A 20,594-nucleotide genomic window follows, 5' to 3' on the forward strand; every position below is an offset into this window, starting at 1 on the left:
GGCCACGACTTGGGTGTTTGCGGTGGTGGCGCATCGGGCCCGGCGCGTTGGGACCGGGTAGAGTTTGATTCCATCGCGGCATGGGTGTTCCCGATCGGGCGCTTCCGCGTCGGTTCATGCGAGGGAGGAATGGGCGAATCGGGCCCGGGCGTGCAATGAGCGGACTTCCTCCTTCCATAGCCGGCATGCTCGAAACGGCGGCGACCCGGCGATGGCTGAGCTTCGAGGAGATCAACGAGGCCGCCCCCGATGAATGGGTCGGCCCGCGCTCGCTGCACGTGTTGCTGGCGCGCCTGGACGATCTGGGCGTGGAACTGGTCGATGAGCCCACGTATCGCGCTCGCACGCGGAACGACGTCGAAGGCCACGCGAGCAAGCAGGCCGCTCCGGCGGACGGGTCCGATGTCGATGACGGGTCCGATCTTGTCGTGAGCGATCGTTCGGTGGACGATCCCATTCGCAGCTACCTCACCCAGATGGGCTCGATTCCGTTGCTCACGCGCGAGGGTGAGACGCGGCTGGCCAAGAAGATCGAACTGACGCGGATCATGTTCCGTCGCCGGTGCCTGCAGAGCGACTACGTGGCGGCGCAGGCCGTCGACCTGCTTCGCCAGGTGCAGTCTCGCAAGCAGCCGTTTGATCGAACGCTCCGCGTGTCGACGATCACGCCCGAAGCCAAGGAACGCCTGGCGCGTCGGCTTCCCTCGAGCCTGCCGACGATCGAAGCGATGCTGGCGCGCAACCGCAAGGAATGGGCCCGGGCCGAGCGCGTCTGCCGGGAAGGGCGAGGCGAAGACGGCCGCCTGATGCCGCGGGCCGTGCAGCAGTTGGCGGCGATCGAGCGCTCACTTGCGGCCCGTCGTCGCCGTATGGCGGCGCTGATCGAGGAACTCGAACTGCGAACGAGCCGTCTGGTGCCGATGCTGCGGAAGCTGCGCGCCATCTCGGCCAAGATGCGCGAGATCGAGGCCATCCTGGGCGAGGTCCCGGTCGAAGCGAGCGTCAGTGAGTCGATCGACGAGGACGACCGACTGGTCATGCGAGACGAACTGGAGGGCCTGCGCGGTCTGGTGCTGGAAACGCCCGAGGCGCTCGCACGTCGCGTGGCGGAGCTCAACTGCGTGTTCTGGGAGTACGAGCAGGCCAAGCGAGACCTGTCCGGGGCCAACCTGCGTCTGGTCGTGTCGATCGCCAAGAAGTACCGCAATCGCGGGCTGGGCTTCCTCGACGTCATCCAGGAGGGCAACACCGGCCTGCTGCGCGCGGTCGATAAGTACGAGTACAAGCGCGGCTACAAGTTCAGCACGTATGCCACGTGGTGGATCCGCCAGGCGATCACGCGTGCGCTGGCCGATCATGCCAGAACGATCCGTCTCCCCGTGCACATGATCGACACGATGAGCAAGATCCGGGCGATCCAGCGTCGGTACATCCAGGAACACGGCCAGGAGCCCACCGACGAACAGATCGCCGAGGTTGCCGGTTTTACCGCCGCGGAAGTGCGCAAGGTGATGAACCTGGCCCGCAGCCCGGCATCGCTGGACAAGCCGGTGGGCGACGATGAGGGGTCGATGATGGACGTGCTCGAGGACGGACGACACGGCGAGCCTTCGGAGGGCATGGCGCAGGAGATGCTGCGCGAGAAGCTCGAGCAGGTGCTGCGGACGCTGAGCTACCGCGAGCGCGAGATCATCAAGCTTCGCTACGGCATCGGCGACGGGTATACCTACACGCTCGAAGAGGTGGGGCGGATCTTCAAGGTCACGCGCGAGCGCGTGCGGCAGGTGGAGACCAAGGCGCTGCGGAAGCTGCAGCACCCGCTCCGATCACGCCGGCTGGAGGGTTTCGTCGACCGGGCGTGAGGTCTTGGCGGTGATGACCTCTTCGTAGATCGAATGCACCTCGTCGAGATGGGCCGGGTAGCTGGTCAGGTGCGGCGTGATGTCGTGGATGGTCTTGGCGCTCGGGATGGCCACGTCGCCGCGCACCAGGCTCGCGATGCATACGGCCAGTGCGCGGGCGTCTCCCGATGGGAAGAGCAGCCCGTTGGTGGCGCCGTCTTTCTCGACGATCCATTCGGGTGGTCCGCCCAGTCGGCTGGTGATGACCAGCTTGCCGGCGTGCAGGTGCTCGAGCAGGACGAGCGGGGAGTTCTCCATCCAGATGTGGGGGAGCAGGCCGACGTCGTACTCGGCGACCGAGGCGGCGCGCTGCAAGAGGTCGTACGCGCCGGCGAACTGGACCTGGGGGTAGCCGCTGAGCATCTTGCGGAAGGCCCAGTCTCCGCCCGAGGCGCGGACGTGGAACAGGCAGCGGCGGCGGACCTCGGCGGGCAGCAGCGTGATGGCGTCGGCCAAGACACGCAGGCCCTTGTTTGGGCGCACGGTGCCGAAGAAGGCAAGGCGGAGCGGGCGGTCGGCGTCCGGCGTCCAGGGCGACCGCTCGTAACCGGGCAGGGCGATGGCGGCGCGGTGCATGCGGTCGAAGTGGGGCTGGCCCAGGCGCACGGTGCGGCGCTTGGAAGGGTCCAGGCCCATCGATTCGTGGACGCGTCCGAGGAAGTCGCTGGGTGGGGTGACGAGGCTCGCGGCGTTGAGGGCGGCGATGCCGTCCTGCCGGCGGCGCCCGTAGTCGTTGAGGACCCTCAGGTGCACGTCGCTGTTGGCGAGCATGCGTTCGTTGGTGTCTTCAGGCAGTACGGGCGGGGGCTTGGGGAGTTCGCGGGGCTCGGCCCGCACGCCGTAGGTGCTGCCCTGGCCCTCGGCGTCTTGCGCCGATTCGATCGCGCCGTTGTCGTAGCCAAGGAATCGCAACTCGTCGGCGGGCGCGGGCTCGGCGCCGCCGACCCGGCGTGTGTGGGCGATGAACTTGGCCGAGGCGCGGGCGTGGCCGACGATGGCCGGACCGATGACGGCCTGGGCTGATTGGCCCAGGCGCCGCTTGAAGCGGCGTTTCACGGGGTCGGGCGCGTCGAGGCAGGTGGCGCAGCGGTTGCCGCCGTCGTAGTCGAGGCATACCTCGTGCTCGCGGTGGAGCAGGTCGACCTGCGGGCAGACGCACGTGTAGTTGTGCGTGGTGGCGACGACGGGGATGCCGGCGGCCTCGATGGCGGGGATGAGGTCGAGGCTCAGCCCCTCGAGCGTGTGGACGTGTGCGACGTCGGCGTTGATATCGCGCAGCCATCGAAGGACGAGCCTCGTCGTGCGCTCGCAGCGGCGCTCGGTGTTGACGTTGCGCAGGTTGATGGCCGAGGGGGCAAGGTTGGGGCTGTTGACCAATTCGAAGTTTCGGATGCCCTTCCACGGCTTGATCTCGCGGACGTGGGGCCCGGGGCGCAGGTCGTAGCGCAGGCCCGAGCCCAGGTAGTGCACGCGGTGGCCGAGTTGGGCGAGGCCGATGGCAAGCTCGGAGGCGTTGAGGTTGTAGCCCGAGCCTTCCTCGGCCTGCCGGCTGAGGGTGGCCCAGCCCAAGAGGGCGATTGCGCGGGGGCGGTCGGTCTGGGGCGGGACGGTGCTCATCCGAAGGGGGCCGGGGGTCGCTGGGGCCGGTTGCGCAGGACGTACCACGCGGCGCGGCAGGCGGTGGCCGACCAACGGGCGAGGAAGGCCAGTCGCGATGGCACGCGGTCTTCTTCGACCTGACACTGCTCGGGCGTGCGATGGTCGACGTGCAGCGTGGCGGGGCAGCGGAGCAGAGGAAAGTCGTTGGTGTTGTTGAGCACGACGCACGCGTCGGGCGGGTTGGTGAGCATGGGGATCTGCCGGTAGATGCGCGACTTCGTGCTGGGGGCGTAGGTGATGTCGCCCGGGCCCGCGTCGTTGCGCGAGATGGTGACGAAGATGGGGCAGCGCGTTGTGAGGTGGTCGCGCAGGGCCGTCTTGATGGTGCGTGCCAGCTCGTGCTGATCTTCGGTCATGCAGAGCAAGGCGATGCGCGCATCGGGGCGGTTCAGGCCCAGGCGAACGATGGCGTCGAGCACGGGCTCGTGGGGTGGTTCGGCCTGGTCGAGCTTGCCGGCGTGGTCGGCGACGGCGTCCAGCGCGGTGCGGCGGAGGATCTCGGCGTGGAAGCGCCGGCGGCGCAGCCCCGCGGCCAGGCTCTGGCGGAGGACCGAGACCATCCAACGCGCGGTGCTCTTGCGACGCGCGTTGCCCGAGAGGCCCTTGCGCATGGTCCAGATGGCGTTGCGCTGGGCGTAGTACAGACGCGTGGGCGTGAGCTTCTGGAACCAGGGCGTGTGGTAGACCACCGCGTCGAGATCGCACACGACGCGGTGCCCCGCGCGGCCGACGCGCAGGCACCAGTCGGCGTCGTCGCAGTAGATGAAGTAGCGGCTGTCCCAGTAGCCCACCTGCTGCACGACCGACCAGCGGGCGAGCATGCTGCACGCCGAGACGACGTCGACCTCGCGCACGCCGGTAAAGGGATGCGGGCCGCGGCTGTCGCCGACGTCGGCGATCCAGTCGGCGTGGGCCGCGTGCAGGCGGTGGCCGGCGTGGGGCGTCTCGGCCATGCGGCCCTGGGCGGGGTCGTAGTAGATCGTGGTCTCGTAGGTGGTGCGGCGGTCGGCGATGTCGACGGCGCGCGAGCCGACGAGGCCGGCATCGGGGTCGTTCTTGGCGGTGCGCAGGAGCGAGGCGAGCGCGTTCGCGTCGGCGACGGCGTCGTCGTCGAGCAGCCAGAGGAAGCCGACGTCGGCGTCGGGCGTGAGGAGCTGCTCGACGACCTGGAAGCCCGTGTTGAAGCCGCCGGTGCCGCCCATGTTGGCGGCGTTGCGCACGAGGGTGACGCTGGCCAGGCCGGCGGTGTTTGCGTTGTCGGTGCTGGTGGCCTTGAACGCGGGCTCGTGGGCGCGGTCGGTGTCGTTGGCGACCAGGCGCTCGGGGATCAGCCACTCGGCGAGCGTGTCGGTGGTGCCATCGGTCGAGGCGTTGTCGACGACGACCAGGTGCACGTTCCCCAGGTCGACCCCGCGCTGGGCGAGCACCGACTCGATGGCCCGGCGAGCGTCGGCCGCGCGGTTCCAGGTCACCATGACCACGGCGACGGTGGCCGTCGAGGCGGGCGTGGTCGGCGTGGCGGGCGTGGGGGGCGCGGCGGCAGCCGATCGGCGCTGGTGGGCCTGCGTGGATGGATGGGCGTGTTGGGTCAAGATCTGGGGGTGGGTCTGGACGTGCTGGACGCGGGTCGGTTCGAGCGGGGCCTTCGGGGTCACGATACGCCCCCCGCGGCGGATTGCTCCACGTAGAGCGGCTCCATCTCCTGGGCGTGCTGGGCCATGGTCTTGGGCGGGCGGACGTTGGAGCGCAGGCGGGCGACCAGCGCCGGCTCGTTGACGCAGCGGGCGATCGTGGCGGCCAGGGCGAAGCGGTCGTTGGCGGTGAAGAGCAGGCCGTTGGATTCGTGCCGGACGAAGTCGGGGATGCCCCCGGCCTCGGCCCCGATGACCGGCAGCCCGCTGGCCTGCATCTCCAGCACGGTCTGGGGCCCGTTGTCCCACCAGACGCTGGGCACGACGCCCACGTCCATGCCGCCGCACATCCAGGGCAGGTCCTGCGGGCCATACTCGTAGCCGTAGCGGAGGCTGGCCAGGCGCGGCTCGAGACGGCGGAAGCGGTACTCGATGGTCTTGCCGCCCGCGGCGAACACCGACAGCGCGACGCGCGACAAGGCATCGGGGGTCATCATCTCCAGGCTGTCGGCCAGCATCGACAGGCCCTTGTACCAGTGGTTGACGCCCACGAACACCAGGCGGAGCGGGCGAGCGTCGACCCTTTCGCGCGGCGGTGGGTCGAAGGCCAGCTCGGCGTTGTGCTCGCGCAGGTGGTTGGCGATGGTGCCGATGGTGATCGTCTTGACACGCTCGGGCTGCACGCCGTGGGCGACGAACTTGCCGGCCACGAAGCTCGAGACCGCGTGCACGGCGTCGCACTTGTTGAGCTGCTCGATGAACGCGGCCCGGCGCGTGCCGTAGTCGGTGGGGGCGCCCCGGTGCAGCGGCTCGGCGCGCGGCACGTTGTCGAAGGGCTGCCAGGTCGGATCCTCGGGCGTGCACCAGCGGCGGGGCTCGTGCCACGAGCGCAAGAGGGCGCTCATGCCGCGCGGGTCGTCGGCGGGGTCGATGCTCGCGGGCGTTTCGCCAAGCTCGACGGGCAGCACGGGAAGCGGCACGCGCCTGGGCTCGGGCTGATCCTCGGGCGACGGCGCCTCGAAGGGCGGCGGCTCGTCGGGGTGGGCCGCGGCCCGGCGGCCGCGCTCGTGCTCGGGGTCGGGCGCGGGCACGCAGCCGGTGCAGGCCCGGCCGCCGTCGTAGTCGGTGCACACGGTGCGGTGGCCCTGCATCAGGTAGACCTGCGGGCACAGGGGATGGTAGTTGTGCAGGCTGTAGACCACGCGGCAGCCCAGGCGGCGGGCGGCGTCCAGGCAGCCGAGGCTGAAGCCCTCCATCGACTGCACGTGCAGCACGTCGGGCCGGATGTCCTTGAGGACCTTCTCGAACACGGCCTCGAGCTCGGGGCTGCGCACCTCGGCGAGCGGGCCGTTGAGTTGCAGCAGGCTGGGGGCGAGCACCGGGCTGTTCACGATCTCGTAGACGCCCACGCCGAACCAGTCGGGGTGGCGGCGCGGGGCGCACGGGCTGGGGCGGTCCTTGTGGCGTGGCTTGTTCCGCCTGGCGGGGGTGTAGGTGGTGCCGCTGGCGATTGTGCTGACGCGGTGGCCGCGGGCGGTGAGCTCCAGGGCCAGGGCCTGCATGTAGCCGGCGATGCCGCCCTTGCGGGCGCCCTCGAAGACCATGGGCCAGTTGAGCATGCAGATGCGCACGGGCGAGGGTAGGGGGGCTTCCTTGACGCCTCGCCGGCGAGGCCTTGCGCCTAGGCATGCGCCCTGCGCCCGAAGACGGGCTGGTGCGGATGCCCCGTCGCGGGCTGGCTTGACGCTTTGCCGGCGGGGGGTGAACGTGTCGCCTCGCCGGCGGGGCCGCGCCCTTCGGGCGTGCGCTCGCGGGGCGAGCGTGTTTCGATGCGGAAGAGCCGGGGCCCCAACGTGCAACGGGCCACCGTTGGCTGCATCCCCATGCACGCCCGGCGACTTCCGTTGCGTCGATTGGTTGTCGAGCCGCGGGCGGGGGTGTTGGGCTGGTCCGGTGTTGGCCGGGGGCCGGTTGTGCCGCCTGTGCCTTGTGTATCGAATGGATCGGGACGCGACTTCAGTTGGTGGAGCGAAAAAAGTGAGAATCGCGACAAATCGGCCGCGGGGCGTGCTTGCGGCGAGCAGGGCGCGGCTCGCTGGCCGCCGGAAGCGGCCGACGACCGCTCGGAAACAACTTTCGACTGCCCGGGAACGACTCCCGACCGCCCGGAAGTGGTTCCCCAGGGCACGAGAATGATTCCCGAGGCCGCAGGGACGATTCCCGACCGCCCGGAAATGGCTCCCGAGGGCTCGGAAACGGTTCCGGAGGCCACGGAAACGATTTTCGTGGCCACGGAAATCATTTCCGACCGGTCGTCAGCCATTTTTCCGCGGGTCCGATCATGTTCGGCTGGCCGCTAGGCGATCGTCGTGGTGCTCGTGGGGGCGGGGTTCTCGGGCCCGGCGGCCGCGGCGCGGCGGCGTTTGATGCGGCGGTCGTGCCAGACGACGAGGGCGATGGGGCTGGCCAGCAGGAACAGGAGCACCCCGACCGCGACGAGCGCGGCCTGGGCGATCTGGGCGTCGTGGCCGCCCAGGCCGAAGAAGCCGTCGGGCAGCGCGGGCATGCTGCTGGGCTCGACCCAGGCGGCGAAGAAGTCCGGATGCGTGTCGGGGTGCTGGCCCTGCTCCAATCGGGTCGTGATGTAGGCGGTGCGGGCCTGGTGCCAGGCGTCGGCCTCGGCGCGGGCTTTCTTATAGAAGGCCTCGACCGGTTCGAGCGTGTTCAGGTGGTAAGGGTGCTCGCCGGCGTCGAAGGTGCTCAGGTCCATGTCCGGGTGCAGCGTGCCGCCGCCGCTGCCGGCGATCTCCTCGGCCCGCAGCCACGCGAGGTAGGCCAGCGACGAGTCGCGGCGGTCCTGGAGCGCAAGGGCGAGGGCGTGGAAGACGTCGAAGCTGTTCCAGCCGTTGCCAAGGGCGACCAGGCCGGCGAAGCCCTCGGGGGCGTCGGCGTATCCGGCGTCGGCAAGGATGTCGTTGTACGAGCGGCCGTGCCAGCCATCGTCGGGGGTCAGCCCGGCCTCGATAATCGATGTCAGCTCGTAGGGCCACGCGCTCTCAACGTGCGTGGGCTCGAGGATCCACGCCAGCGCCATGAGCTGGTAGCGTTCGCGGCCGAAGTGGGCGTCGGGATTCAGCTCGATGGCCTGGGCGATCAGGTCGCGGGCGCGCTCGATGTCGGCCATGTCGGAGCGGTCCGCGCCCGCGGCGATCCAGCGGTGGGCGTGGAAGGTGCCCAAGTTGGCAAGGTAGCGGTACTCGTGTTCGGTCCGTTCCTCGGACGCCGGGAGCGCATCGAGGGCGGTGCGCTTCTTGGACATCCATTCGATGGCCTCGTCGTGGCGCCCCAATCGGTCGCACGCGACGCCGGCGTCGTCGTAGGCGGCCAGGTTCTTCGGGTGGTCGGTCGGATCGGCGTCGAGCTCCGTGGCGACGCGCTCGAGGCGCATCTCGTAATAGAGCGGCGGGTAGCGGTCGAAGCGGCCGACGATCGTCTCGACCATGCCCGGCGCGCCGGTGGCCTCGGTCCGCAGCGTGTCGCTGTCCCAGAGGCAGCCGTTGGTGCTGGAGCCGCCGACCAGGAAGAGCGCGGCGGCGGTGGCCAGGGCGAGCAGCGTGGTGAGGCTCGTGCGTGCGGTGGTGGTCATGCAGCCCGGTACGGGCCCGGGGCGTGGGGGGTTGCTGGTCCGGCCGCGTGCCTAGCCGTGGGCGCGCCTGGCGCGCTGGCCGTGGCCGTTATGGTGGCTCTGCTGGTGGCCCTCGGCCTGCACGAGCGGGTGCGGCTCTTCGCCCGGGTAATAGCAGGTGAGGATCGAGTCCATCGCCTCGCGGCCGGCGGCCACGCGATGCACGCGGGCCCACAGGGCCGGCTCGAGCAGCGGGCGCAGGGGCTGGTCGACCCGGGTGATGTCCGGCCAGGCCCGGCGGAGCTGGGCGTCCCAGACGGCGTGGTAGCGCGTCAGGTCGTCCGGGTAGACGGTGGTGCGCTGGCAGCCCTCGTCGACGGCCCGGAACGGGCGCTGGATGTTGAGGTAGCCGTAGTCGTCGGTGAGCTGCTCGCCCGCGGGGATGTCGCGGATGGCGATCTCGAAGTTGTACGCGGTCGTCATGCAGTTGGAGCGGAACGAGTGGTTGACGAAGCGGGCGTGGTCCCAGCAGAGGATCCAGTGCCCCCGCGGGTTGCGGAAGCAGTAGGTGTCCAGCTGCTCGAAGAAGAGCGGGCCCAGGGCGTCGACCTCGCCGGGGGTGAAGACCCGGTCCAGCTCGTCCTGTGCCCAGGTGATGGTGCCGCGTGGGATGTCCTTGGTCGCGACGACGCCGTGGCCGACGGTCTTGTCGATGAACTGCAGCCGCGTATCGGGGTGCATCATTGGTTGTGCATGGCGGGCCGGTGCCCTGGGTGTCGACGCCGGCCTGCCCATGGATCGTTGCCCGTCGTGGTCCGGCCGCATTGGCCGGGGCGCGCGTCGGGTCGGGGCGCCGGTCGTCGAAGCGTCAATGATACATTGGTTTGCCGCGGTTGCATTCCGCCGGATCAAGATTTTTTTGGGCTTCGCCGCGCCGGTTGGCGGTCAGGCCGGCGGTCAGGTTGGCGGCGCGAAGCGCGGGTCGTACCGATCGTGGTCCTCGGGGTCGGCCACCTCGTCGTTGAGCCACTCGATGATGGCCGCGTAGCCCTCGCTCTCGGGGTCGCCCGAGAAGTAGTTGCCGATGACGGCGGTGACGCGGAAGCCCAGGTGCAGCTGGAAGGACAGCGTCGGGTCGTTGAGCCGGCCCTGGACGACCTCGACCACGTACTGCTCGGCGGTCAGGCGGTCGGCGTAGCGGTGGTAGCCGCGCAGGCGCGAGCCGGCGACGACGCGCCACAGCCCGAGCTGGCGGGCCAGGTCGAACCGGCCGCGCTGGTAGAGCGTGCGGCCGATGCCCTGGCCCTGGAAGCCCGGGCGGACCATGACGTCGGCGGCCAGGAGCGTGTTGCCGTTGACGGGGTCGTGGTTGGTGTAGTAGCCCTCGGCGGTCAGGGCGTTCCACGAGCTGGTGTCGGGCTGGGCGTCCCAGTCGATCACCAGGCCCGAGCAGGCGCCCACGACCAGGCCCGAGGCCTGCTCGACGGCGACGAGTTGGCCCTGCGGGAAGGCCTTGAGGTGGCTGGCCAGGTACGCGTCGCTCCAGGGCGTCATGTCGGGGTAGATGAGCGCGGCCAGCTCGCCGATGCCGGCAAAGTGCTCGGGCGTGGTGTTGCGCACCACGATGCGGCGGCGCGGGCGCTTGGGCGTTGGTGGCGGCGCGGCCTGGCCGGCGGCGGGCAGGCTGATGCGTTCGAGCCTGGGCGCCTTGTAGTTGATGCTGTCGCGCAGCGGCCGGACGGTGCCGTGCTGGCGGTTGCGCTTGAGCACGTCGAGCGCGACCTCGCCGATGACCATGGTCTCCTGGTTGGGGATGCCCTCGGCCATCACGCCGTCGCGGGAGAAGGGGAAGTCGCTGGGGGTGAGGATGGAGGCCTGGCCGTAGTTGAGCGAGACGGCGGGGACCATGGGCAGCGAGCCGACGGTGGCGGCGTTGACCACGAACATCTGGTTCTCGATGGCGCGGGCCTGGGCGCAGTAGCGCACGCGGATGAAGCCCTGGCGGTCGTCGGTGTAGCTGGGCACAACCAGGATGACCGCGCCCGCCTGGGCGGCGGCGCGGCAGAGCTCGGGGAACTCCACGTCGTAGCAGATGGCGATGGCGATCAGGCCGATGGGCGTGTCGAAGAGGCGCAGCGTGTCGCGCGGGCTGACGCGCCAGAATTCCTTCTCGAAGCGGGTCATGTTGATCTTGCCCTGGCTGGCGTGCGTGCCGTCGGGGGCGAAGAAGAAGCTGTCGTTGTGGATGACGTCTGGCTTGGCAGCATCGGCGGTGGCGATGGTGCCGGCGATGACGTGGATGCCAAAGCGCCGCGACAGGGCCTCGAAGAGCTCGAGGTAGTCCGGCACGCGGGTGGTCAGGTCCCGCACCTGCTGGTCCATGGGCCGGCGGATGTCGCCCAGCGTGAGCAGCTGGACGGTGAAGTACTCGGGAAAGACCACCAGGTCGCAGTCGTAGTCGGCGGCGGTCTGCACCAGGCCGGTGACCTGATCGCGGAACTGGCCGAAATCGGCGATGGGGCGGACGAAGTACTGCAGGGCCGCGATGCGGGCTCGGTTCATCGCTGCAGTTTAGCGGGGCTGGGTCGGTTCGTGTGGCGGCGGGCGTGTATCGTTGTGGCCCGAGGAATTGAGACCCATGCCCACGCTGCTGACCGCCCGCGAACTGACGAAGGTGTACCCGTCCAAGACGCTCTTCGAGGGCGTGTCGGTGCACGTGGAGGACGGCGAGCGGATCGGCCTGATCGGGCCCAACGGTGCGGGCAAGTCGACGCTGATGAAGATCCTCGCCGGCAGGCAGGCGCCCGACGCGGGCGACCTGACGCGGCGGCGCGGGCTGCGGGCGTTCTACATCGATCAGGACGATCGGTTTGCCGAGGGCGCCACGCCGCTGACGGTGGTGCGCGAGAGCCTGGCGAGCGAGGATGAACATGGCACGGACGCGACCACGCGCGCGTCGATCGCCCTGACCAAGCTGGGCTTCGAGGACCTGGAGCAGCCGGTGCAGACGCTCTCGGGCGGGTGGCGCAAGCGGCTGTCGATCGCCCGGGCGCTGGCGGGCGAACCGGAATTGCTCTTGCTCGATGAGCCGACGAACCACCTGGACCTGGAGGGCGTCGTGTGGCTCGAGTCGTTCGTCCGCGCCTCGCCCATCGCGATGGTGTTCGTGACGCACGACCGCCGCTTCCTCGAGAACACGGCGACCCGGATCATCGAGCTCTCGGCGGCCTACCCCGGCGGCGCGTTCGAGGCGGTGGGCAACTACAGCACGTTCGTCAGGCGGAAGGACGCGTTCCTGGATGCCCAGCAGGCGGCCCAGTCTGCGATTTCAGGGAAGGTCCGGCGCGACACGGCCTGGCTGCACCAGGGCGTCAAGGGCCGCGGCACGCGCAACAAGAGCCAGGTGACCGCCGCGGCCGAGCGCAGGCAGGAACTCAAGGAGACCAGGGAGCGCAACCTCGCGCCGACGAAGACAACGACGATCGCCTTTAACGCCACGCAGCGGCAGACCAACAAGCTGCTGACGCTGCACGGCATCGCCAAGACGCTCGGAAGCAAGAAGCTGTTCGCCGGGCTCGACCTCACGCTGACCCCCGGCCAGCGCATCGGCCTCATGGGCGTCAACGGCTCGGGCAAGACGACGCTCATGCGGCTCATGTCCGGCGACATGGAGCCCGACGCGGGCACGATCAAGCGGGCGGACGAGCTCAGGGTCGTCACCTTCAGCCAGCACCGCGACGCGCTCGAGCAGGACCAAAGCCTGCGCGACGCGTTCAAGCCCGTGGGCGACTTCGTGCACTACCAGGGCTCGCGCGTGCACATCAGCGGCTGGGCCAAGCGGTTCCTGTTCGAGCCCGAGCAATTGCCCATGAAGCTCAAGGACCTCTCCGGCGGCGAGCAGGCCCGCGTACTCATCGCCAACCTCATGCTCAACCCCGCCGACGTGCTGCTGCTGGACGAGCCGACGAACGATCTTGATATCCCGTCGCTGGAAGTGCTCGAGCAGGCGCTGATGGAGTTCCCCGGCGCCATCGTGCTGGTCAGCCACGACCGGTTCCTGCTCGAGCGCATCGCGACGGAGTACCTGGCGCTCGACGGCAAGGGCAACGCGAAGTGGTTCGCCTCGATGGAGCAGTGGCAGGCGGCGGTCTTGAAGGCCGAGAAGGCAGAGGCCGAGCAAGCCAAGCCCGAGCAGGCCGCGTCGACGTCAGCGAAGCCCAGCACCCCCAAGCCCGGCAAGCTCTCGTACAAGCTGCAGCGCGAGTACGACGGCATGGAGGAGGCGATCCTGGAAGCCGAGGCCGAGCTGGAGCACAAGCAGGCCGAGGCGGCCGACCCCGCGCTGGCCAATGACCACGCAAGGGCGGCGAAGATCTATGAACAACTCGGCGCGAGCCAGAAGAAGGTGAAGGATCTGTACGCGCGGTGGGCCGAGCTCGATGCGATGCGGGGCGGGTAAGCGAAGCGACCGCCGGCGTCGTTGGACGCCATGGCGGCCGGGCGTGGCGACGACGTCGGTGGCTACTCGATGGTGTGGTTGCCGCCGGTGGTGGTGATGGTGACCGTCGTGACGTTGTCGGCCGAGACGGTGATCTTGTTCTTGACCGCGTCGTAGCTGGCGGTGACGCCCGGCAGGTTGTTGAGCCAGTCGGCCAGGTCGTTGCCGGTGTCTTCTTCGCTGGTGTCGCCCTTGTAGGTTGCCTTGCGGGTGTGGGTGGTCTTGGAGCCGTCGGGGTTGGTGATGACGACGACGACCTTCTGCGTGTCGCCGCGCTGGGCGTGGCCGCTGACCTTCCAGCAGTGGGGCACGCCGGTCTTGACCGTCTCGGTCGACAGGTCGACGTCGGAAAAGATCGACAGGGCGCCCAGACGCATGGCGTCGGCCTTGACGTTGAAGGCCGCCAGGGTCATGTCGTCGAAGACGTCGCTGGTGAAGGGCGGCGGGTCGATCGCTTCGCCGATGGAGACTACGACCGCGTCGCCGCTGCCCACGCCCTCGGTCTCGGGCAGGCGGACGCGCAGCTCGGTGGGCGAGACGCGGAGGATCTCCGCCTCCACCCCGCCGCGGCCGGCGTCGTCGGCGCCGAGCATGACGCGGATCTCGTCAGCGGACTCACCGAAGCCCGAGCCGAAGATGCTCAGCTCTTCGCCCGGCCTGGCCTCGTCGGGCTCGACGGCGTCGATGGCGATGGCCGCGCCCGGGCAGCCGGCGTCGAAGGCGTTCTGAAAGCAGAGGAAGTCGAAGAGGTTCAGCTCGCCCGAGCCGTCGCAATCGGCGGCCGGGTCGCCCGTGTCGAAGAAGTTCTGGAAGGCCAGGAAGTCGAACAGCGTGAGGACGCCGTCGCCGTCCAGGTCGGGGTAGCAGCCGGCCTCTTCGTATCCAAGCAACTGGACGCCCAGGCTCAGGCCGAAGCCCAGGTCCCGGATGTCGACGGGTTCTTCGATGCCGCAGGGGCCCGAAGAGAAGTAGCTGGGCGTGGGCTGGTCGAGCGTGTTGCCGCCAATGAAGAACCGCCCGCCCAGTGCCGTGCCGGGGGCGCCCGGGCTCGAGCCGTCGTCGGACTGGACCTCCATCACCAGCGTCGCGCCGGCGGGCAGGCGGGCGCTGATGGGCAGGCTGATGGTCGACAGCTCCATGTCGTCGGCGGCCACGCCCGCGGCGGCCAGCAGTTCGAGGTCGTCGATGCCCGGGGCGCCGCCGTCGCGGTCGAGGTAGAGCCGGACTGTGACGGCCTGGGAGCCGTCGGGGTGGGCGGCGGCCTCCACGGGAATGATGGCCTCGGTGGCGACGAAGCCGCCGACGATGCCCATGTCCGCGAGCGGGAAGCTGCGCCACCAGCTCGTGGGAGCGGTGGTGAAGGGCTCGCTGCCGGTGTAGGCGCAGGCCACGCTGGCGAAGGGCTCGATGAACGCCGGGTCGGTGGCCGGCGAGAGCAGCACGTCGCCCGTGCGGGTTGGCGGGTCGGCCGAGACGGTGGCGGCCAGGTGGCCCTCCTTGCCGTGGTCGGTGAGCGTCTCTTCTGACTGGTCGTTGGAGGTCAGGTGGTCGCCGTCCTCGGTGGTGTAGAGCTCGGTCTTCTGGCTTGCCTTCGTGCCCCACTTGTAGTCCTCGCCCTCGCCGCTGTTGTCGATGGTGAGCTTGATGGTGGTCTTGCCGGTGGGGATCTCGCCGTCGGGCGAGTAGACGTTGACCTTGCCGTTGCGCACGTCGACGACCCAGCCGTCCAGCTCCATGCCGTCCTCGGTCTTGACCTCGACCTCGAGGTTTTCAAAGCCTTCGGGAAGGCCGCCGCGGGCGAAGTGCAGGTCTCGCACGGGCGTGTCCAGTTCGCTGTCGCGGTCGACGGTGAAGGTCAGGCACTGCTTCATCTTCTTGTCGACCTGGCCGGTGACGTCGGTGTCGGCCAGCGAGAGCGTCGACCCGGCCAGCACGGCCAGGCCTGCGATGAGGCGTGCGGGGCGCGGAAAGACGGCGTCGTTCGGGCGCGGTTGCATGGTGCACCTTCCTTCTGGACGGCGTGTCGCCGGAGCATCGCACGGCCGCGGCCACGTTGCCGCCGGCCGTGGATGACGGTCGCGCGCCGACTGGGAGGGGGGAGCGTGAAAAACCCCGCGTACTCACGCGGGGTGGGCTATTTCTTTGGGTACTGGCTGGGGCCCGCCGCCGGGGCGACTGGATCAGCCCGCGTCCTTCTGGTCTTCGCTCTTCACCGGCTCGATGCTGCCGGCGGTCTGGGTCGAACTCGCCTGGTTGCTCTGGCTGCCAAACGGCACCGTCCGCGTGACGCTCCAGCCGCTCTGGGGGCCGGTGCTCAGGCGGGCGGCCACGCGGTAGCCCACGCTGCGGACGCCCTCGGGCACGGCGTTATCGACGAAGGTCTTGTCGTCCTCGGCGAAGCCCAGAAAGACGTAGGGCGACTCGAGGCCCTCGGTGCTCGTCGTGCGGCGCTGGACGAGGTAGGTGGCGCCGCCGCCGGTCGTTGCCTTGAAGCTCAGGGTGATCGAGCCGTCGGTGTCGACGGTGGTGCGCAGGTCGGTGGGCGCGGGCGGGGCGGTGCGCTCGCTGGGGGTCTTGGGGGCGGGGATGCCGGCCTTGGGGTAGACGCCCGGGTCGCCCGTGGTGGTGGCGAACGCGTCGATGCGCGCCAGGTCGGCGCTCGCTTCGGCCCGCAGCGCGGCGAAGGTCGCGTCCTTGAGAGCAGTCGCATCGCGAGATGCCTGGCGTGCCGCGAGCATGGCGGTGTATGCCGCCTCTGCAGCGGCCGTTTTTTCTTCGAACGAGGCGATTTCAAGATTATCGAGACCGATCACCGGCGGCGTGCCCCCGCCGGCCCAGAGGTCGGCGTGGATGCGGGACCAGTCGATGAAGGAGGCGTCGTCCTTGGGGATCCGTCCGTTTGTCATAATGAGTCGCTCCGATGCCCGCGGCCCGCCTCATGCAGCGCCGCGGAAGTCCCGAGTCGGCCGCCGGCTCCGTGCCGATCGTGCCGCCCGCAGGGGATGTATCGAGTGGTTCGGGGGGCGACTTCAGCTGGTGAACGGGAAAATCTGAAAATCGTTGGAAATCGGCCATGGGGTGGCGTGGAGGGGGTCTGGAGCCCCGGATCGTGCTCAGCGATTGCCTCGATGTGCCGCTGGCAACAGAGAATCCAGTATTGGATCGGCCCATATTGAAGCGGTCGAGCTGATCCCGTCTGTCGCGACGTGCCTGCCGTACCGACCGGGGAACATGCCGTCTTCCTCCTCGCTGAGCGTCCGAACAACCTTCGCGAGATCGAATCGCCGCTCCGCCAACCGAAGCAGCGTGTCGAACTCGTTGACCGAGAGCAAGAGATAGGGAATCGGAGTGCATTTCTTCTCGGCAAGCCGCTTGGCCACGCGATCTCGGAGCAATGTGCCCTGAACCCCGAGCACCTGCCCGAAGCTCACGACGATGCCCACGCACGGCTTTGCGGGGATGCCATACGCGGCCCACTCGCCCCGGCCGATCGATGCGGCGTGCTGGCACACCTGCTCCATCGCGCCGGCAAGTCGCTCTGCGATGTAGTCAACGTCCTTCTTTCGACCGAGCGACAAGAGGCGCTTGCTAGCCTGCAACGCCTTGCACTCGATGAGCGCGTGGCATCCGGGGCCGGTGACGATCACGTCGGCGCTCTTCGTGCCAATCTTCTGGCCAATCTTGTCTGGCAGGTCGTGCTCCTGGATCACTCGCTTCCGTCCAATGGACGCAGTGGCAATCCGGCCCACCAGGTTTTGGAAGCGGAACCCAAAGGCGCTTCGGAAGGCCTTGCCTCTTGCCGCATTCGCGTCGTGCCACATGCTCCGTGTGATGCGTGCGGCGACGTAATCGGGGACCGGCGCGATCCACTCGCGGTCGCCGACCTGGATGAAGGGGCGATCCTTGAGCGGGTTGAACGCGTAGAGCCAGTAGCGATCGTCGCCGAGTTCGTTGATCTCTGCCTCGGCCTTCGCGCGGAAGTCTTCCGGTGTGCACGCCAGCCGCTGGGTCACAGTCCGCCAGTAGCGTTCCATATTCTCGCCGAGCATGTGCAGATGGCCGTCGACGTAGTCCTCTCTCACGATGCCCGACATGCCAATCCCCCCGGGCGTCTGCTTGGCTTGGAGAGCCATCGAAACCAGACCCGCCCGCATGTACTCAATGGCGGGAAAGCCGAGGGCGGCGTCGAGGCACGCCGGGATGTCGAGCGTCTCGCCTGGGCCGACCGGCATGGAGTCGGTGAACAACCCGGCGGCCAGGCCGATGGCTTGTTTCTTGTTGTCCGCGCGCTCTGTTTGGGCGGAGACAAGCTGGATGATGAAGCCGAGCAGGTCGGCCTCGCCAGAAGCCAACTCCGCGGACGCCGGGGGATGCTGTTCGGTCTCCCAGATCAAACGCACGACGCGGACGAGGGTGTCGCCGTCCATTGGCCTGCCCCCTTGCTCCGCGCAATGCAGGACGATGACGCGAGCGAGGTTCGCTCCGTGGAAGATGGGCTGTACCGGCACTTCTGTGGCTTCCAGCAATCCCCGCATGTAGTCATCGCAGGGCTCGCCCTGCCAGAAGGCCTGCGCATGACGGCAGGTCAGGAGCGCGTGCTTCAGATCGATGGGCTGCAAGAGCTCGGCGATCTTGTCGGACACAGCTCGGTAGTCAAAGGCGGGTGGCGGCGGAAGCTCATTTGCCATGATCGGGTCACGATAGGGTGGGGGGATCGCGGCAGGACCATCAGACTTGAGACGCCTCATTTCATGCAGTGGCGACGCAGGTCAAGATCGAGCAACCCGAAGTGCTCACGAGCGTTGTTTGGTCGTCGTTGCAGGGTCGGAGCCTGCTTCCGATCGGCGAGGAGCGACATATGACCCTTTGCGAACGACTGAGGACCGCTTCCGTGTAACCCAGCAGCGCTCCCGAACGACCCGGGACCGCTCCCGGAACACTCGGAAGGGCTCCCCAATGACTCTTGACCGCTCCCGAACAACCCGGAAGCCTTTCCGGATGACCGGGAAGGGCTCCTGAATGGCTCGGGGCCGCTCCTGAACGATTCGGAAGGGCTCCCGAACGATTCGGGACGGCTTCCGAACGACCGAGGACCGCTCCCGAGTCGTTCGGCCGCGGGTCCAATCATGTTTGGCCGGCCCGTTCTCGGGCCTTTTCGTGCTCCACGCCCGCCACCCAGACCCGATCGACGGGGTTGGCGCCGAAGGTGTGGGCGAGCTCGCGTTCGTTGGTGTGGGCGAGGAGGATGGCGTCGGCCTGCGAGCCCGGGGTGAGGGTGCCGCGATCGTGCAGGCCGAGCATGCGGGCGGGCGTGCGCGTCGTGGCGAGGACGGCCTCTTCGGGCGTGACTGGTGGGTTGGCGGGGGGGCCGTTGAAGCGGCAGGCGAGGGCGATGGCCATGGGGATGCTGGGGCAGGGGGCGCTGCCGGGGTTCATGTTCGTGGCGATGCACACGCGGCCGCCGTGGTCGAGGAGCGTTCGCGCGTCGGCGTAGCGGCGATCGACATGGAAGCCGCTGCACGGGAGGACGACGGCGTGGGTGTCGCTCTGCGCGACGCGTTGGAGCAACTCCGTTGAACTGGCCTCGAGGTGGTCGACGCTCAGGAAGTTGCGTTCGAGGGCGGCCTCGACCATGCCCATCGACGTGAACTGGTCGGCGTGCACGCGGCAGGGGTGGCCGGCGGCCTGGGCCTTGTCGAACAGCTCGAGGCATTCTTCGAGATGCCACGCGGCGGGCTCGGCGTAGGCGTCGATGGCGATGCCGGGAAACTCGCTCGTGACGGCGGGGAGGGTTTCGTCGATGGTGGTGCGGATGAAGCGTTCGCGATCAACGTCGGGGTCGAGGGCGTGGCCGATGCAGGCGGTCGCGATCACCGTGCCGGGGAAGCGGTCGTTGGCTTCGTGGATCGCGCGGAGCATCTTGAGTTCGACTTGCGTGCGCAGGCCGTAGCCAGACTTCACCTCGACGGCGGTCGTGCCAAGCGAGAGCATGGTGTGCAGGCGTTCGAGGAGCCGGTCGGTGAGCTCGCCTTGCGAGGCCGCGCGCACGGCGCGGACGGTGGACATGATGCCGCCGCCGGCCTCGAGCAGTTCGAGGTACGAGGCCCCGGCCAGGCGTGCGGCCCACTCGTCGGTTCGGTCGCCGGCCCAGCAGGCATGGGTGTGGCAATCGGTGAAGGCGGGCATGAGGACGCGGCCGTTCGCGTCCAGCGCGTCGACGCCGGCGGGCGGGTCGCCGGCGCGAACTTCGTCGACGCGGCCGTTCTTGAAGCGGATCCAGCCGCGCTCGATGAGGCCGAGGGGGCCCTCGCCCAGGCGCTCATCCAGCGTCAGGATGCGGGCGTTGGCGATGAGGGTGGGGGGAGTCATGCGGGGCGGCCTTCAAGCTGCTCAATGATGGCCAGCACGATGTAGGCCGCAAGCCGGGCCGTGCGATCGCGATCGTCGTTGGGCGGGCTGAGCTCCATGACGTCGAAGCAGCGGACGTGGGGCGAGGCGGCCATGCGTTTCGCCCACGCGACGGCCTGGCGGGGCGTCAGGCCGCACGGGTTCATCGCGCTCACGCCCGGCGCGTGGGCGGCGTCGATGGCGTCCATGTCGAGGCTGGCGAAGAAGGGGGCGTCGGGCGGCGGGGCGTCCAGATCGACCAGTTCCCCGCCGTGCTCCCAGAACCAGTCCAGGTGCGCGACGCTGTTGGCGAGCGGGTCGAAGCCTGCCAGCGCGAGCGAGCGGACGCCGCAGTCCTCGATCAGTCGACGGAAGGGCATGCCCGAGCCGGTGGTCTCGCGGACGTCCAGGTGCGGGTCCAGGTAGACACCCTGCCTCGGCTTCTGATCGTCGGTCAGCCCGTCGATCACGCCGCGGACGAAGGCGAAGGTCAGGTCGTGACCACCGCCCAGGCCGATCGGGAAGAGCCCGGCGCTCGCCAGAGCAGCCGATGCCTCGCTCACGCGGCGGTGGGTCTCGTCGATGTCGTCGCCCCCCACGCCCGCGGGCAGCACGTCGCCGGCGTCGTACACCACCGGCCAGTCGAACTGCGGGCGATCGACGCCCATCTTCGTGAGCACGCGGCGGATGGCGCCCGGGCCGTCCTTCGCGCCGGGCCGGCCGTTGTTGAGCGCGATGCCCGTGTCGTCGGGCATGCCCAGGAGGGCCACGGCCTGCCGGTTGTTCCGCGGCGGCTCGAAGCGATCGATGGGACGAACGTTGTTCGAGAAGCGACCGCTGGTGCGCTCGATGGGCGTATGCGGTGGCGTGGCGTAGGGCACTTCCATGGGCGT

13 protein-coding genes are annotated in these 20,594 nt (G+C 69.2%); 2 read left to right on the top strand and 11 right to left on the bottom strand.

Translation table 11 applies throughout. From position 1 onward, the window contains the following. The first annotated feature begins 185 nt into the window (after positions 1-185). Positions 186-1,862 carry a sigma-70 family RNA polymerase sigma factor gene (locus RIE32_00845; GenBank protein MEQ9094789.1) on the top strand — a complete coding sequence of 559 codons (1,677 nt, stop codon included), beginning with the start codon at positions 186-188 and terminating at the stop codon, positions 1,860-1,862. On the opposite strand, the gene RIE32_00850 is transcribed toward RIE32_00845, so the two are convergent. The 6 genes from RIE32_00850 to RIE32_00875 form a co-directional block, all read right to left on the bottom strand. After that, entirely contained in the window at positions 1,827-3,518 is a 1,692-nt protein-coding gene (locus RIE32_00850) for a glycosyltransferase (GenBank protein MEQ9094790.1), read from the bottom strand. The genes RIE32_00845 and RIE32_00850 overlap by 36 nt on opposite strands. Next, positions 3,515-5,215, bottom strand: a complete 1,701-nt coding sequence (locus RIE32_00855) for a glycosyltransferase family 2 protein (protein ID MEQ9094791.1) — start codon at positions 5,213-5,215, stop codon at positions 3,515-3,517. The genes RIE32_00850 and RIE32_00855 overlap by 4 nt, the downstream gene beginning before the upstream one ends. Further along, the gene (locus tag RIE32_00860) at positions 5,212-6,822 is read right to left on the bottom strand and encodes a glycosyltransferase (protein ID MEQ9094792.1); all 1,611 of its coding nucleotides are present in this window, start codon (positions 6,820-6,822) and stop codon (positions 5,212-5,214) included. The genes RIE32_00855 and RIE32_00860 overlap by 4 nt, the downstream gene beginning before the upstream one ends. 725 nt (positions 6,823-7,547) lie before the next feature. Next, complete coding sequence (locus RIE32_00865; GenBank protein ID MEQ9094793.1) at positions 7,548-8,837, bottom strand: hypothetical protein; 1,290 nt, start codon at positions 8,835-8,837, stop codon at positions 7,548-7,550. 51 nt (positions 8,838-8,888) lie between these two features. Beyond that, complete coding sequence (locus RIE32_00870) at positions 8,889-9,560, bottom strand: SET domain-containing protein (GenBank protein ID MEQ9094794.1); 672 nt, start codon at positions 9,558-9,560, stop codon at positions 8,889-8,891. Positions 9,561-9,773: 213 nt separating this feature from the next. Further along, a complete protein-coding gene (locus tag RIE32_00875) occupies positions 9,774-11,378 on the bottom strand; it encodes a carbon-nitrogen hydrolase family protein (protein MEQ9094795.1) in 1,605 nt (534 codons plus the stop codon). Positions 11,379-11,454: 76 nt separating this feature from the next. On the opposite strand from RIE32_00875, the gene RIE32_00880 reads away from it, so the two are divergent. Next, a complete protein-coding gene (locus RIE32_00880) occupies positions 11,455-13,275 on the top strand; it encodes an ABC-F family ATP-binding cassette domain-containing protein (GenBank protein MEQ9094796.1) in 1,821 nt (606 codons plus the stop codon). Positions 13,276-13,337: 62 nt separating this feature from the next. Here the strand turns inward: RIE32_00880 and RIE32_00885 are convergent, their stop codons facing one another. The 5 genes from RIE32_00885 to RIE32_00905 all read right to left on the bottom strand — a co-directional run bounded on the left by RIE32_00885 (position 13,338) and on the right by RIE32_00905 (position 20,588). Continuing rightward, positions 13,338-15,311: a GC-type dockerin domain-anchored protein gene (locus RIE32_00885; GenBank protein ID MEQ9094797.1), complete on the bottom strand. Its 1,974-nt coding sequence runs from the start codon at positions 15,309-15,311 to the stop codon at positions 13,338-13,340. Positions 15,312-15,494: 183 nt separating this feature from the next. Continuing rightward, on the bottom strand, positions 15,495-16,220 hold the full coding sequence (locus tag RIE32_00890) for a hypothetical protein (protein MEQ9094798.1): 726 nt from the start codon (positions 16,218-16,220) through the stop codon (positions 15,495-15,497). Positions 16,221-16,427: 207 nt separating this feature from the next. After that, positions 16,428-18,002 carry a hypothetical protein gene (locus RIE32_00895; GenBank protein ID MEQ9094799.1) on the bottom strand — a complete coding sequence of 525 codons (1,575 nt, stop codon included), beginning with the start codon at positions 18,000-18,002 and terminating at the stop codon, positions 16,428-16,430. Positions 18,003-18,438: 436 nt separating this feature from the next. Then, on the bottom strand, positions 18,439-19,683 hold the full coding sequence (hutI, locus tag RIE32_00900; protein MEQ9094800.1) for an imidazolonepropionase: 1,245 nt from the start codon (positions 19,681-19,683) through the stop codon (positions 18,439-18,441). Continuing rightward, on the bottom strand, positions 19,680-20,588 hold the full coding sequence (locus RIE32_00905) for a formimidoylglutamase (protein ID MEQ9094801.1): 909 nt from the start codon (positions 20,586-20,588) through the stop codon (positions 19,680-19,682). The genes hutI and RIE32_00905 overlap by 4 nt, the downstream gene beginning before the upstream one ends. Positions 20,589-20,594 lie beyond the last annotated feature (6 nt).

The organism is Phycisphaerales bacterium, assembly GCA_040221175.1.
Taxonomy (GTDB): domain Bacteria; phylum Planctomycetota; class Phycisphaerae; order Phycisphaerales; family UBA1924; genus JAHCJI01.